General features: G+C 38.3%; 15 protein-coding genes and 1 riboswitch. Of the genes, 3 read left to right on the top strand and 12 right to left on the bottom strand.

Translation table 11 applies throughout. From position 1 onward, the window contains the following. Positions 1-182: 182 nt before the first annotated feature. Positions 183-557: a hypothetical protein gene (locus MK805_RS14980; RefSeq protein WP_240876706.1), complete on the top strand. Its 375-nt coding sequence runs from the start codon at positions 183-185 to the stop codon at positions 555-557. 27 nt (positions 558-584) lie between these two features. Continuing rightward, complete coding sequence (locus tag MK805_RS14975; RefSeq protein WP_240876705.1) at positions 585-1,211, top strand: PspA/IM30 family protein; 627 nt, start codon at positions 585-587, stop codon at positions 1,209-1,211. A 33-nt stretch (positions 1,212-1,244) separates the two neighbouring features. On the opposite strand, the gene MK805_RS14970 is transcribed toward MK805_RS14975, so the two are convergent. The 12 genes from MK805_RS14970 to MK805_RS14915 form a co-directional block, all read right to left on the bottom strand. Then, positions 1,245-1,535: a transposase gene (locus MK805_RS14970; protein WP_240876704.1), complete on the bottom strand. Its 291-nt coding sequence runs from the start codon at positions 1,533-1,535 to the stop codon at positions 1,245-1,247. Between the two features lie 56 nt (positions 1,536-1,591). Next, positions 1,592-3,043 carry an amino acid permease gene (locus tag MK805_RS14965; RefSeq protein ID WP_420833085.1) on the bottom strand — a complete coding sequence of 484 codons (1,452 nt, stop codon included), beginning with the start codon at positions 3,041-3,043 and terminating at the stop codon, positions 1,592-1,594. A 137-nt stretch (positions 3,044-3,180) separates the two neighbouring features. Then, positions 3,181-4,731, bottom strand: coding sequence for an AAA family ATPase (locus MK805_RS14960; RefSeq protein WP_240876703.1), 1,551 nt, complete (start codon positions 4,729-4,731; stop codon positions 3,181-3,183). After that, positions 4,728-5,246 (bottom strand): hypothetical protein, encoded by a 519-nt coding sequence (locus MK805_RS14955; protein ID WP_240876702.1) that lies wholly within the window; start codon positions 5,244-5,246, stop codon positions 4,728-4,730. The genes MK805_RS14960 and MK805_RS14955 overlap by 4 nt, the downstream gene beginning before the upstream one ends. Further along, positions 5,243-5,431, bottom strand: a complete 189-nt coding sequence (locus tag MK805_RS14950) for a hypothetical protein (RefSeq protein ID WP_240876701.1) — start codon at positions 5,429-5,431, stop codon at positions 5,243-5,245. The genes MK805_RS14955 and MK805_RS14950 overlap by 4 nt, the downstream gene beginning before the upstream one ends. 14 nt (positions 5,432-5,445) lie before the next feature. Continuing rightward, positions 5,446-7,023 (bottom strand): hypothetical protein, encoded by a 1,578-nt coding sequence (locus MK805_RS14945; RefSeq protein WP_240876700.1) that lies wholly within the window; start codon positions 7,021-7,023, stop codon positions 5,446-5,448. Positions 7,024-7,027: 4 nt separating this feature from the next. Further along, the gene (locus MK805_RS14940; RefSeq protein WP_240876699.1) at positions 7,028-7,486 is read right to left on the bottom strand and encodes a hypothetical protein; all 459 of its coding nucleotides are present in this window, start codon (positions 7,484-7,486) and stop codon (positions 7,028-7,030) included. A 122-nt stretch (positions 7,487-7,608) separates the two neighbouring features. Beyond that, positions 7,609-8,805: a M20 family metallopeptidase gene (locus tag MK805_RS14935; RefSeq protein WP_420833094.1), complete on the bottom strand. Its 1,197-nt coding sequence runs from the start codon at positions 8,803-8,805 to the stop codon at positions 7,609-7,611. Positions 8,806-8,822: 17 nt separating this feature from the next. Next, positions 8,823-9,644, bottom strand: coding sequence for a MetQ/NlpA family ABC transporter substrate-binding protein (locus tag MK805_RS14930; protein ID WP_240876697.1), 822 nt, complete (start codon positions 9,642-9,644; stop codon positions 8,823-8,825). A gap of 4 nt (positions 9,645-9,648) precedes the next feature. Continuing rightward, positions 9,649-10,311, bottom strand: coding sequence for a methionine ABC transporter permease (locus MK805_RS14925; protein WP_255724686.1), 663 nt, complete (start codon positions 10,309-10,311; stop codon positions 9,649-9,651). Beyond that, entirely contained in the window at positions 10,301-11,320 is a 1,020-nt protein-coding gene (locus MK805_RS14920; RefSeq protein ID WP_240876696.1) for a methionine ABC transporter ATP-binding protein, read from the bottom strand. The genes MK805_RS14925 and MK805_RS14920 overlap by 11 nt, the downstream gene beginning before the upstream one ends. A gap of 133 nt (positions 11,321-11,453) precedes the next feature. Beyond that, positions 11,454-11,558: riboswitch (SAM riboswitch) on the bottom strand. A gap of 140 nt (positions 11,559-11,698) precedes the next feature. After that, complete coding sequence (locus MK805_RS14915) at positions 11,699-12,439, bottom strand: SDR family NAD(P)-dependent oxidoreductase (RefSeq protein WP_240876695.1); 741 nt, start codon at positions 12,437-12,439, stop codon at positions 11,699-11,701. 424 nt (positions 12,440-12,863) lie between these two features. On the opposite strand from MK805_RS14915, the gene MK805_RS14910 reads away from it, so the two are divergent. Further along, entirely contained in the window at positions 12,864-13,697 is an 834-nt protein-coding gene (locus tag MK805_RS14910) for an alpha/beta hydrolase (RefSeq protein WP_240876694.1), read from the top strand. Positions 13,698-13,769: the final 72 nt, after the last annotated feature.

Raw genomic sequence — 13,769 nt, 5'->3', positions numbered from 1 at the left:
ATCTGTATGTTTCAAATACAAAAAAACAGGTAAAAGCTCACTTTACATCGAATACAAAATGATATCTATCTTAATCTGAAATGAGACTAAAGTCTTAGATAAAGTTAAACCTCTAGGTCGTTTTGATTCACTTCCAACTATCATATGCTAATGCTAGCAACAACAGCAAAGGAGGGAACAAGATGAAAAAAGTTGCTGGGATTATCCTACTTGCCATTGGTTCCATGGTGCTGCTTGTCCACTTCGGACGCATTTTCCTCTTGGCACTAATGGCAAGTCTTGCATTTTATGGAGTAAAAAAATTAAAGCATGCCCATACAAGACAAGAGAAAAATGTTTCTTATCTTATTTTGGGAATAGCAGCGATATGTTGTTTGTTTATCGTACCTTTGCTATTCGCTTTACTCATCAGCGGGACCTTGCTCTATTTCGGATGGAAATTACTCGATCAGCCATCCTCAACTAGCATTTCGGGGGCAACTATTTCCAAGCATACTTTTGACAACAGCTTTGACGCTGATTGGAAAGCCTTTGTAGAGAAAAATAAACATAACTAGGTTCATCATAGGAGGGAGAGAACAAGAATGGGACGTTTTCGTCGTTTTTTTAAATCCACCTACCGGCAGGTAATCAGTGAAATAGAAGATCCAGAATCCATGTTAAAGCAGTATATTAAAGATATGGAAAAAGAAATCTTTGTCGTCAAAGATGTGATCAGCAAACAAATCGGCTATCTCCAAAACTTTCAAAAACAACAAGAAGAAGCAAAATTGCTGGTAATAAAGCGAGAAAAACAAGCTGAAATCGCAACAAAAGCCGGAGAAGAAGCTTTAGCCAAAAAAGCTTCCAATGAAAAGGTTCACTACCAAGCAAAAACAGAAGAATATGCCGCATATATTACAGAAACAGAAGCTGGAATCGAAGATTTAAAAGAAAAACTTTACACTTTAGAACGAGAATACCTCAATCTCGTAGATAAGAAAAACAGTTTGATCGCTAGAGCAAATCGAGCAAAAGCATATCATAGCATCAACCAAACACTTGAAGCCTTAAAATCAGAGGAATTACTTAACGATTTCCAACGAATCAACGATGAAATCAATCACTTGAATGGTCATCAAAAAGTGATTACGAAAACTAATGAGATTGAAGAATTAGATGAAATCGATTTGCGAATCGAAAAACTAAAAGAATCAAAAGTAGCACAGTAAAAAACAAACAGAGGATTTTTATCCTCTGTTTTTCTATTTCCACTCTCTGTCTAAAATAAGCCACAGACGATAGATGACATACAACCCTAAATAAGCACCAGTAATCAAGAAAAAGGGATTGAGAAACAACCCATGAATGCTGGTCATAAAAACCGTGTGATCACGAATAATCGTATAGACACCAATGGAAGCAATGCTACTAAAGATTAACAAAGATACAATAGCAGCACAATTCAGGTAAACTTCTAGTTTTGGCCATATTCGGTGAAACAAGCAGAGAAAAAGTGGTAAAAATATGATTCCTATCACCAGCAACACTTTCATTCTTATCACCCATTATCAGTGTTTGCGGTGAATCAAATTCCCATGCATGCTACTTTTTAATCATTGTCCAAATTCACACTCTGCAAAGGAATATACTTTGTCTTCTTTCTCCACTTATATACGCCATATAAAATAAGGAACAATGGAATACTAATGTAAGAAACAAGCACAGCTTGCCAATCAATACTAGGACCAGTAAATGCTTGTATATTTTGACCAATGATAATCACAAAGCAAAATACCCCAGCAAAAATGGGTCCAAATGGAAACCAACGTGCGCGGTATGGAAGTAAGGCTAGATCCTTCCCTTGAGCTACCCATGCCTTTCGAAAACGGTAGTGACTAATTGCAATTCCAAGCCATGCGATAAAACCAGACAGACCAGAGGCATTGAGTAACCATAGATAAACTTTTCCATCCCCATATAAAGATGACAAGAAGGTAAGTCCTCCCACTAATACGGTTATGACTAATGCAAACACAGGAACTCCTCGATGATTTAACTCCCCTAATTTTTTCGGTGCTTGTTTTTCTTTCGACAGATTCCAAAGCATACGAGTACATGCATAGATGGCTGAATTACCTGCGGAAAGTACTGCTGTCAATACAATAAAATTAATAAAAGAAGCTGCACCTGTCAGTCCTGCTTTTGAAAATACGATCGTAAAAGGACTCAGCGCAATTTGAGTTTCATCTCCACCCAGAAGTCTAGGATCATTGGAGGGGATTAAGAAACCGATTACAAGTAATGCTAAAACATAAAAGAGCAAAATACGCCAGAAAATTTGCTTCACTGCTTTTGGTAAAGACTTTCCGGGTTCTTTGCTTTCACCTGCTGTTACTCCTACCAGCTCTGTTCCTTGGAAAGAGAAACCCGCTACAATTAGCAACTGAAACAAAGTAAAATAACCGCCATGAAAAGCACCTGACCCAGCATGAAAGTTAGAAAAACCTACTGCTGACCCACCTATCACACCAAAAATCATTAAGATACCCACAATAATAAAAACAATAATAGCCAACACTTTAATTAAAGCAAACCAAAACTCAGCTTCTCCAAATCCACGAACAGAGATGAGATTAAAAATTACAAACACGATTAAAAATAATAAACTCCAGACATAAGAAGGTGTATTTGGAAACCAATACTTCATTAAAAGTGCCCCGGCTGACAATTCTACTGCGATGGTAATCGCCCAGTTATACCAGTAATTCCAGCCCATAGCAAAGCCAAGTGCAGGATCAACAAAGCGAGATGAATATGTACTGAATGATCCAGTTACAGGCATATAGCTAGACATTTCACCTAAGCTTGTCATCAGAAAAAATACCATCATTCCAATGACTGCATAAGCAAGTACTGCACCGCCTGCACCGGCTTGATGAATAGCAGAACCACTAGCGAGAAACAGCCCTGTACCAATTGATCCACCAATCGCCAGCATAGATATGTGACGAGAAGACAACTTACGATGCAAATTATTTTCTTCCAAACAAAACACCTCCATGTTCTTAAGAAAAAATACCGCTGTGAAGCGGTATTTTTTCTCCTATTTTGCCTTCTTTTAAAATGATTTTACCTTCTTCTAGAATAAAACTAATAAATAAAAATTTCAACTTTATTTTTAAATAATTACAGATAATTTTAAGGGAACAATATACTTCGAATCTGACTTAAATCTGTATCATCATCTACAATTGGTTTTCCGGAAGCAGGCACAGCTCTTTCCCTTCCCCACTTTCGGATGGCTTTGATTTGCTCGGGGCTTGTTTGGGAAAGTGGTACCACATTTTGAAAGCTACGACGAAAGAGATCGACTGTGATAGAAGTATCTCCATTGAGAAATGCTTGTTTAACGACATCACGTACAGCGGATTCGATATCAGCTCCTGCAAATCCATCTGATAGACGAACTAACTCATCTAATAATCTGTCATCTAAACTTCGTTTTAAACCACGATGTATATAAATATTTATAATATCTTTTCGTTCCTCTGGAGTTGGTAAATCCACAAAAAACAGCTCATCAAAACGACCACGCCGTAATAGTTCAGGGGGAAGTTTAGAAACATCATTTGCAGTAGCTACGACAAACACACGAGAACGTGCTTCCTGCAACCAAAATAAAAACTGACCTACAATACGATTGGTAACACCAGTAGAGTCTCCTTGTGTACCTGCTAAGCCTTTTTCAATCTCATCGATCCATAATACACAAGGAGATACATGATCCGCAGTACTCAATGCATCTTTTAACCTACTCTCTGATTGACCTACGTACTGTCCATAGATCGTTGCTAAGTCTAATCGATAAAGGGGTAAGTTCCAACTAGAGGCTATCGCTTTTGCAGATAAAGACTTTCCACACCCTGGCACTCCAACGAGCAACACTCCTCTAGGCGGACGGATTCCCCTCTCCCGCAAATCAGCAGTAAGCAATGGTCTTTCATGATCTAACCATTTTCTAAGCCCTTCTAATCCTCCTACTGTTAAATCTTGATCGCGTATATAGATTCGTTCAAGACCGGAAATATCAGAGAAAACGCTATCTTTTACTTGCGACAATTCGACGAGGTCTTCTTTTTCAATTTTCCCTTTGGCCAGTAGAGTTGCAATTACATTCTCTGCTTCAATTTGACTAATACCTGCTAAAATAGCAGCTGCTTCCTTCTCTTCTTTTTCTGTCCAAGCAATTGGCATTTGCCCTCGGTATGGATCGATTTGCTCTCGAATAATTTCTAGCATTTCATCTTCCGTAGGAACATCTAGTGTGACGGACATTCCCAGTCGAGCTAGCGGGTTCCAAACCGGATTGGAGGTGATGACTACCACAGAGCCACCAGTTTCCGCCGCTAACATAGCTACATCATAAAAATAACGCGCCGTTGATGTATCATCTTCTAAATCAGAAACTTCTGTTAAGATATACGTGAGATTTTGTCTTTGTGAAAATTGACTGCTAATAAAATCAATTGCCCCTAAAATCGATCTATCCTCACTTACCGTCCGATGTTGCACTAAATCTCTCATTCCTTGTGAGAGTGTATGAACATACGTAGGAATATTTATCTTTTGAGCTAAATGACGGACTACTTCTAATACACGTGACCGTTCAGAACTTCGAATAGAAATAAATGGAATACGCGCTTTTAAATATCTCTCTAATACATCTGTAAAACCTCTTAAGTCACTCATTCGAATATGATTCTCCTCTTCGTTTTTCCCATTGGAATAGGGGATGGATTATCTTGTGGTTGATTCACCCAAATTGGAGTTTGTTGAATAATCCGAAGCAGCCTCCCACTAGGTTCTTTCTTAGCCTCATCCAAAAGATAAGACTGAATCTCTTTTACGTTCTTTTTCAATTCCTCATTCATTTTGTTTCTGAGTTCTTCTGGAAATACAGTAACAGATACAAAGCGTATGAGATAATTAATTTGACGCCGAAAAGCGAGAATAGCTTGTACCATTGCATTTTCATTTCCATGTACACGACCTAATTCTTTTGTAAACTGATTTACTGCTTTTTGCAGACGGTCGGAAACTGCTTCTCCCATCTTTTGGGTAAAACGCTCTGCAACCCCTTTCGTCCAAGGAACTTTCCCAGTTGCTATCGTTTCTAACAATTCTTCATCATGGTGGGCATCACGGAAAATTTGGAAACTGGTGATCCAATCAGAATACGTAGTTGGGGTTTTGAATCCACTCATTGCCTTTTCCCTCTTTTTATCAATTTAGATGGAGGAAGTAAATCCCATTTTGGAAATTGGTTATACTCTCCACTTTCTTGATGATTATCTTGTTTTATAGCACTATTCTGTTGTGCTACTTCTTTAGCTGGAGTATCTTTAAATACACTCATGGGCTCTTCATCTTTAAACGGATTATCATCCATCTTCTTACTCCTCCTTATCTCATAATAACGCGTGTTTTATCATAGTTCCGTTGCAACGCTTCTTTTACATGTAATGTTTTTAATAGCTCGGGCAATCGTTCTGCTTTCTGATCTGCTTCTTCAAATGCAGATCGATAGTCTACCACATCTGCTAATGTTGCTTGCATCTGCGTTTGTACATATTGCTCTATCTCTTTTAATTGGTCACGAAATGGTTTTTCTTTTCGCCACTTATAGAAATAAGCTCCAGCTAAAAGCGGAAGCACACCAATAATAGGTGAATACAGGAAAGAAAGATAGGAAAATACTCCGAATGATAACACTGCTGCCAAAATGAGTTTTGCCTTTTTATGTTTTAAATAACTTTTGGAAAAGCGCGCTTTCCACATCTCTTTGATTTTCCTTTTATTGGACTTTTTTAACGCTTCTCGAATCGATTCTTCGCATAATTTTTCATTGTTGCCGTCTTGGGTAAAAAATGTCCAATCATCCATCAAGTGTAATTCTCTTATCTTTTTCGGACTAATCAGCTGAATATCTATAGGTACTTGATTTCGAATGGATAAGGCCAGATCATTATGCGTTTCTACTACTACATCTTTTAACACAGCTAAAGCATATCGCTGAGATGCAGCCGAAACATTAAGTGTCTCTGGGTACATAGCCATATTCCGTAATAACTCTAAGTAATTTTGCGTTGGAGCAAATAATTCTGATTCAGCTTTTATCTTTTGTTCAATCTCATCATCTTCTCCACCCGCTTCAATAATGATCTGCATAGATCTTTCTTCTCGCCGGAGCGGAAGCTCATCTTCCTCATATTGAAATACCAGTTTTTCTAGTAAATCATCCACTGCTTCTTCTACTCGTGAAGAAGGCGAGAGATCTCGATTCAGTGCTTGTTTCATATAATTACCAATCTCTTCATGATATTGAACGATCTGAGCTGAGTATTCAACCTCTTTCCAATTAGCGCTGTTTTCTACCAAATAAGGGTAGTTTTCTTCCATCGAAGGGTAGTTTACACGTTGGAATAGAGCATCACGCCATTTGTCTCTCTCTTCTGTCAATAAGTCTACTTTAGAGGTGAATTCTTCAATCCATTGCTCACTTTGATTCATAAAGGAATTACAGATCGATAAAGGCAGAACGCCATTGGTTATTCCATCAATCACCATCACCATATCCCGGTCCATTTTCATAGGGTTTACTTCCTGGAAATAATGTGCAAACCACTGTCGACATGCTTCTTGTCGATTGTATCGTCTACTGACTAATGCAAAAAATAAACTGGTCTTTTTAGGGTTGCGACGCATTGCTTCTTCTAAAGCCCTTTGAGCTAGCTCTCTTTGATCGCTAACCCATCCTGTTAACGCTACCAATGCAGGTGCTAGCCAGTATTTTGGGGTGACAACCATCATCTCTTCTGTCACACTTTTGATAATATTCGATCTGACTAAAGATAAATCAACTGCTTGTAAAATACCCGTAGCAGTGCGTCGAAGCTGATCATAGTGACCGTATTTTTGTTCTAGTTCTTGTTTCAATCGAACCAATCGAATCTCGGCTAATTGCAAATCGAAATCAGGCATAGTTTCACTCCTTCACTACAGATACCTCACCATTTATAGCAATTGCTCGTAAACAATCCGGATACACTTCGATGCAAGCGTAACTCGGATGAAGTGCCAGTCTTCGTGCTTTAGCAAATTCTTTTGGCAAGGAATCCGATTTTTTTATATGTTGAAGTATTGTTTTATCTCGATCGATCAAATGCACATCATAACAATCATCTAAATAACACTTTGCTAATATCCCAATCAATTGTTCTTTTTTAGGCACATCCATAAAATGTTTCTCAATGGAAATAATAACTGAATCTACATTCATTGATACTTCACTGTGCATATCTAAGTCAGCTAATAATTCCAAATATTCTTTTGTTCTCTTTCTCCTTAATCGTTCTGCCAATTCCAACTTTGAAGTAATCGGGCGAGTGACCAAATTGGTTTCCTGATCTCTTTCTTTTAAACCTGGAATAATAGGTCGACGCAAAATAATCCGCCCCTCTCCTAAAATAACTTTCCTTCATTATATTGCAAAAAAGGTATACAAAAAAGAAAAGGTTTTGGCATGTTGCCTACCTTTTCTTTCTCGAATACCTATTACATTTTTTACTAGTTTGAAACTTGATTCCGAAAGTCTTCTTGGATTGATGAAAGTAAGGATGGTTCTGTAATTAAACGAACTCCAGTTAGTGCTAATGCTTTACTCGAACAAATCAATGCTTCATCACCTTGCGGAGATTTAGCTGCTTCTCGAAATTCATCGGTATGACCAACTAAATCAGATGGTCCGATTTTGATATATGCATGTACAGTAGGAACAATTTGACTAACGTTTCCAGCATCAGTCGAACCTAAACCTTTTGTTTGTGTTACTATCTTTTCCCCTAAATTTTGCAGCTCATTTATTAATACTTCATCAAATGTAGGATTGAGAAGTAAATCATCAATTTCATTTTGCAGTGGTTTGATTTCTACCCGAGCACCAGTAGCTAATGCTGCACCTTCTGCTATTGCCTTTACTTTTGTTGTCACATCGTTGAGGGTTGTCCGTTTTGCAGCTCGAATAAAAAATCTAGCTTCGGCGTATTCGGGAACAATATTTGGAGCATCTCCACCATGTGTAATCACTCCATGAATCCGAACGTCATCTGGAACATGCTGCCTCAGTGCATTTATACCATTGTAGAGTTGAATAACTGCATCTAGTGCATTGATCCCTTTCTCTGGGGCGACTGCTGCATGTGCAGGTTTACCAAAGAAAGAAAAAATCAAGGGATCTAATGCCAAAGATGGGGATGTTCGAGCAGTTTCCGAATTGGGATGAATCATGGCACAAGCATCAACATCAGCAAAGCGATTATCTTTTACAAAACTAGCTTTTGCGCTCCCATTTGGCCCTCCTTCTTCTGCCGGGGTACCGAATACTACTACTTCTCCGCCGATTTCATCCAAAACTTTGCTCAGTGCAATCCCTGCGGATACACTTGCTGTGCCAATAATATTATGTCCACAAGCATGTCCTAACCCTGGGAGTGCATCATACTCTGCTAAAAAACCAATTACAGGACCAGGTTTTTGGCTTTTCTTTCTTGCAATGAACCCAGTTGGATGACCTGCGATATCAACCTCTACATCAAATCCATGTTCTTTTAGCAATTTGGTGTGCAAACCGCTTGCAAAATACTCTTCATTCCCTATTTCGGGACGTTCATGTATATCATGACTTACTTGAATCCACTTATCACGTGTTCCATCGATAAACTGAGCTATTTGCTCCCGAATGGTTACTATTTTGGTTTGTGCCAAGTTCATCCTGCTCCTTTTTATAAATTTTCAATTTCAGAGATTGGAACAACCGTTGGAATTACTCCTCCGTTATAAACCTTTTTAATATATTCACTTACCTCAGGAGATTGATAGATTTTTACTAGTTTTTTTAGATTAGCATTATCTTTGTTCTTCGTTTGTGTAGCGATAATATTGATATATGGCTTTGCAGTTTTATCTTCTTTAAATATAGGATCTTTTACTGGGCTAAGACCTGCACTTACAGCAATCCCATTGTTAATAACTGCAGCAGCTGCATCATCCATCGAACGAGGGGTCTGCGGTGCTGCAACCGTAACAATTTTTAAATGCTTGGGATTAGAAGCAATTGCTTCCGTCAAACCTTTTCCATTAAAACCTGCTTTCAACTTGAGCAAACCTGCTTTTTCCATCAGCAACAAAGCTCGTCCACCATTACTAGCCTCATTTGGAATCGTAATTGTTGCACCATCTGGGATTTGATTAATATTTTTATATTTTTTGGAGTATATGCCCATTGGGGCTAATACCGTTGAGCCAATTGCTGTTAAATCAAGCTTTCTTTGTTTTTTAAACTCATTAAAATAGGAAACGGTTTGAAAAGCATTTGCATCGAGACTACCATCTGACAATGCTAAATTAGGCTGTACGTAATCATTAAATGTGACAATTTGAATATTCAAACCTTCTTTTTTCGCTTGTTGTTTTATAAACTCCCAAACTTTTGTATCGGAACTGCTGATACCTACTTTTATTGTCTGTTCATTTTTACCGGAACAAGCTGTTAATACTCCAAAAATAAGCAATATAGAAAGAAAAATGGCTGATAATCTACGCATATCTTTACTTCCTCCTGACCGTTTGGGCGAAATAATTTCCTAATGATTGCACAAGTTGTACCAAAATGATTAACAAAAGTACTGTGATTACAACTACTCGCACCTCAAACTGGTTGTAGCCGTATGTAATGGCTAAATCACCTAATCCACCTCCTCCAACTGCTCCAGCCATCGCACTAGCACCAATTAAACCAATAGTTGCAATCGTTGCAGCTAAAATTAGGGAACTCAATGCTTCTGGTAATAAAAATCTCCAAATGATTTGCCAAGGTGTAGCTCCCATCACCTTTGCTGCTTCTATCACTCCAGAATCTACTTCCAATAAAGAATTTTCTACCAAACGACCAAAGTAAGGCGCTGCATAAAAAATTAATGGTACAATAGCTGCTACTGTACCGATTGATGAGCCTGTTACCAACCGTGTAAAGGGAATGATCGCAACCAATAAAATAATAAAAGGAACGGATCGAAAAATATTGATGATTGCATTTAATATCGTGAAAAGCGTTCTATTTTCTAATATATGTCCTGGCCGGGTTACAACCAGCACCACACCCAAAGGAAAACCAATCAATATGGAAAAAACAAGCGACACGAGAACCATGATGAATGTTGCAATCGTTCCGTCTACTAATTGCGGCCAAAAAACCGTCCAATCAAACGCCAATGGATGCCACCTCTTTTACTAGTACTTGATGTTCTTGTAAATATTGAATAATGTTTTCTGTTACCTTCCTATCACCTTGAATACTGATTAATAAGTCTCCAAAAGGTTTTCCTTGTAATTCTGTAATACTACCTTGCAAAATATTGATATCGGTTTGAAATTTCCGAATCACTTCTGCAATTAGTGGCCGCTTTGCGTTTTCACCAGTAAATACAATTCGTAAGATTTGATCCTGTTTTTCCAGAGATTGATGGACACTTTCTGGCAATTCCTGTCCAAAAATGGTGCGAACAAATCGCTGTGCTGTTTCAGATTTTGGATTGGTAAACACTTCGTAAACCGTTCCTTGTTCCACAATTCGCCCTTGATCAATTACTGCTACTCGATCACAGAGATTTCTCACCACATCCATCTCATGTGTAATCAACAAAATGGTGATGCCATAGTCTTTATTCACTTTTCGAAGCAAATCGAGTACGGATTTCGTTGTATCAGGATCTAAGGCAGAGGTAGCCTCATCACACAATAAGATATGTGGATCAGTAGCCAAAGCCCTGGCAATTCCCACCCGTTGTTTCTGTCCACCTGACAACTGTCCAGGGTAATGCTCAGCCCGATCTGCTAAACCAACAAAGGTAAGAAGTTGCATTACTTTTTCTTCTACTTCTTTACGCTTTTTTCCAACTAGATAAAGTGGCAGTGCGACATTATGAAAAACTGTTTTGGATTCTAGCAGGTTAAATTGCTGAAAGATCATACCAATTTTTCGACGGGCCTTTCTTAACTCTTCTGACGATAGGGAAGATAATAGGACACCGTCTACCATTACTTCACCTGTTGTAGGTTCCTCTAACAGATTGACTGATCGAATGAGCGAACTTTTCCCCGCTCCACTCACCCCCACTACCCCATAGATTTCTCCTTTTTCTATATGAAGGGACACTTCTTTTAGTGCTTCTACCGGTGGCGATCCAGGGTAGATTTTGCTGATATTCTTCAGTTCAATCAAATTCCATACCTCCTGGTAAAAATATTAAATTTTATAGGTAGATAAATCGTGAAAAAACAAAAAAACGCCTCTTACTATTTACCAATAGAAAGAGGCGTTTAAACTAAGGAAAATCCGCTCATTTAAATAACTCTTCCTATCTTCCAAGCAAACTTGCTTGCAGGAATTAGCACAGTATCATACATGATCTGTTGCTGAGATATCAAAGGGCCAGTCCCTCCATCTCTCTGGATAAGAAGTTAATATTTAATTGAGGTCATTTTATATTTAAATACATAGTATGTCAATAGAATTTAAAATATTAATCAATAAGGGATAAATACTCATTTTTCTTCTTGTAAATTAGTTAGATTAAAAGCAAATAGTGAGCTGAAAAATCTAGTGAGATGTCCAGCCCCCATCGATAACTAATTCGGTACCTGTAGTAAATCTCGATTCATCTGAAGCTAAATATAAGACCCCATAAGCCACATCATTTGACTCACCTAAAAAAGGAAGCGGTGTAACGGATTCAAAATGTTTTCGAATTCCTTCATTAGCAAGCAAATCTTCCGTCATTGGTGTATGTATCATTCCTGGATAAACAGAATTCACTCGTATTTGATACTTGGCATATTCGACAGCAGCACTCCTGCTAATCGCTCGAATCGCTCCTTTTGAAGCAGTGTATGGATTGACTCCACCAGCTATTAAACCTGCCACTGAAGAAATATTTATTATTGAACCGCCGCCTATTTCTTTCATAACGGGAACGACATATTTCATTCCTAAAAAAGTTCCAATCATATTTATATTTAATACTCGTCTCCATTCTTCAATTAAATCATCATGACTCGCTGGTGTACTTGCATTATTTATTAGAATATCGACTTTCCCATATTTCTTGCAAATTGCTCTTATCAAATTACTCCAATGCTCTTCAATCGAAATATCATGAAAATAAGCAATTGCTTCTCCGCCATTTTTTTGAATGTCTTCTGCTACTTTGTATACTTTTTGTTTTTGGATATCTGCAAGAATCACTTTTGCACCTTCTTTGGCAAAAAGAATAGCTTCTGCTTTTCCTTGTCCACTTGCCGAACCTGTAATAATTGCAACTTTACCTGCTAAGCGTCCCATAGCATCTATCCCCTTTGAAATCGCAGATGTTTTTGCGATTCTATTATGATGAACCGCTTTCTATTGAATATATGGAACATTATAACATCTTTTAATTTGTATCTACATAATATTTGTAATAATATAAAGATATTATTTTACTTTCATGTGTCATAAAAATAATAAACAATTAGCAAAGGTCTTTGACAATAGAATGAAACGATATTCACTTATTTTCTATTTATCTTTACTTTATATATAAAAATACAAAATTATAAATAATAATTCGAATTTATATAAGTATTTCCATATTTTGATAAAGAATTTTCAAAATAAACACGGATATGTATTGACGAAAGTTTACTCAGCAAGATATGGTTAAGATAGAAATGAAGTGAGAAAATTCACTTCCCTCCGTTTCCCAAGAGTTCACAGAGAGGGCACCATGCCATTTAACAAACTACTTGGCATCGATCTAAAAGAAGCAATTGAAGGACCTTTTTTCCTTCCGGGGACTGTCCTTCAGGTTACCAATGACACAGCTATCTGTGTATTCAATGGATGGTATGAAGAATCCAGCTGCGGGCAACCATTTGCCACAAAGATGCAAAGACAGGGGCACTCCGTAGCTGTGCTGAGTTACCCTGACTTCGATAACAGCACATGTACAGAATTGGTGCGGGCGATCTGGACCCAACTGCTGGAAATCCGTTCACAGGGGATCAAGAAAATCTACTTGGCGGGATTCTCCTTGGGTGGACTCATCGCCTTTCAACTAGCGACACTCAAAGAACGTCTAAAGCTAGAGTACGGGCTAGAGGTTATGGGTGTGATCGCCATCAGTCCCCCGCTTAGGCTCCGATGGTATTTGCATCTTCCATCGGAAGCTATTCGAGCTTCAACCTTTGACCGGCAACTCGCTAAGCAAATCAGTCGGTTCTCTCCGACATTCCGCTTCCCGCACTCTGAATACGCATTGGAAGAATATTGGAGATCGAAAGTAAATCGCACCTGGATCTCCATCATCGAACTGATTCGAGCGATTCGGTTTACCAACCTCATCCTCAAGGACAACACACTTCAACTGCCTGTTTTGGTCGTCGTGTCCGAAAAAGACGAGCTGGTTGACAGCAGACAGACAACTCGGATCGCCAAAAAAAGAATTCGGCAGGTAGAAGTAGTGGAAGTACCCGGAGGACACAACAGTCTTCTCAGCAATTCCTGTCCGATCGTTTGTGAAGTAGTTCATGGATTCATCTCTCGAATCCAAGGAAACTGAGGGAAAGACGGCTGTCATACGACAGCCGTCACCCATGTGCTTCATGCAAAGGAAATTGCACTTTTCCTTATT

Source organism: Shimazuella soli, from assembly GCF_022511585.1.
GTDB lineage: Bacteria > Bacillota > Bacilli > Thermoactinomycetales > Thermoactinomycetaceae > Shimazuella > Shimazuella soli.
This window is presented reverse-complemented; position numbering and strand designations above follow the sequence as displayed.

Coding starts and splice junctions, on each gene's coding strand:
- MK805_RS14980 (WP_240876706.1), top strand. CDS start 183: ATGAAAAAAGTTGCTGGGATTATCCTACTTGCCATTGGTTCCATGGTG.
- MK805_RS14975 (WP_240876705.1), top strand. CDS start 585: ATGGGACGTTTTCGTCGTTTTTTTAAATCCACCTACCGGCAGGTAATC.
- MK805_RS14970 (WP_240876704.1), bottom strand. CDS start 1,535: ATGAAAGTGTTGCTGGTGATAGGAATCATATTTTTACCACTTTTTCTC.
- MK805_RS14965 (WP_420833085.1), bottom strand. CDS start 3,043: ATGGAGGTGTTTTGTTTGGAAGAAAATAATTTGCATCGTAAGTTGTCT.
- MK805_RS14960 (WP_240876703.1), bottom strand. CDS start 4,731: ATGAGTGACTTAAGAGGTTTTACAGATGTATTAGAGAGATATTTAAAA.
- MK805_RS14955 (WP_240876702.1), bottom strand. CDS start 5,246: ATGAGTGGATTCAAAACCCCAACTACGTATTCTGATTGGATCACCAGT.
- MK805_RS14950 (WP_240876701.1), bottom strand. CDS start 5,431: ATGGATGATAATCCGTTTAAAGATGAAGAGCCCATGAGTGTATTTAAA.
- MK805_RS14945 (WP_240876700.1), bottom strand. CDS start 7,023: ATGCCTGATTTCGATTTGCAATTAGCCGAGATTCGATTGGTTCGATTG.
- MK805_RS14930 (WP_240876697.1), bottom strand. CDS start 9,644: ATGCGTAGATTATCAGCCATTTTTCTTTCTATATTGCTTATTTTTGGA.
- MK805_RS14915 (WP_240876695.1), bottom strand. CDS start 12,439: ATGGGACGCTTAGCAGGTAAAGTTGCAATTATTACAGGTTCGGCAAGT.
- MK805_RS14910 (WP_240876694.1), top strand. CDS start 12,864: ATGCCATTTAACAAACTACTTGGCATCGATCTAAAAGAAGCAATTGAA.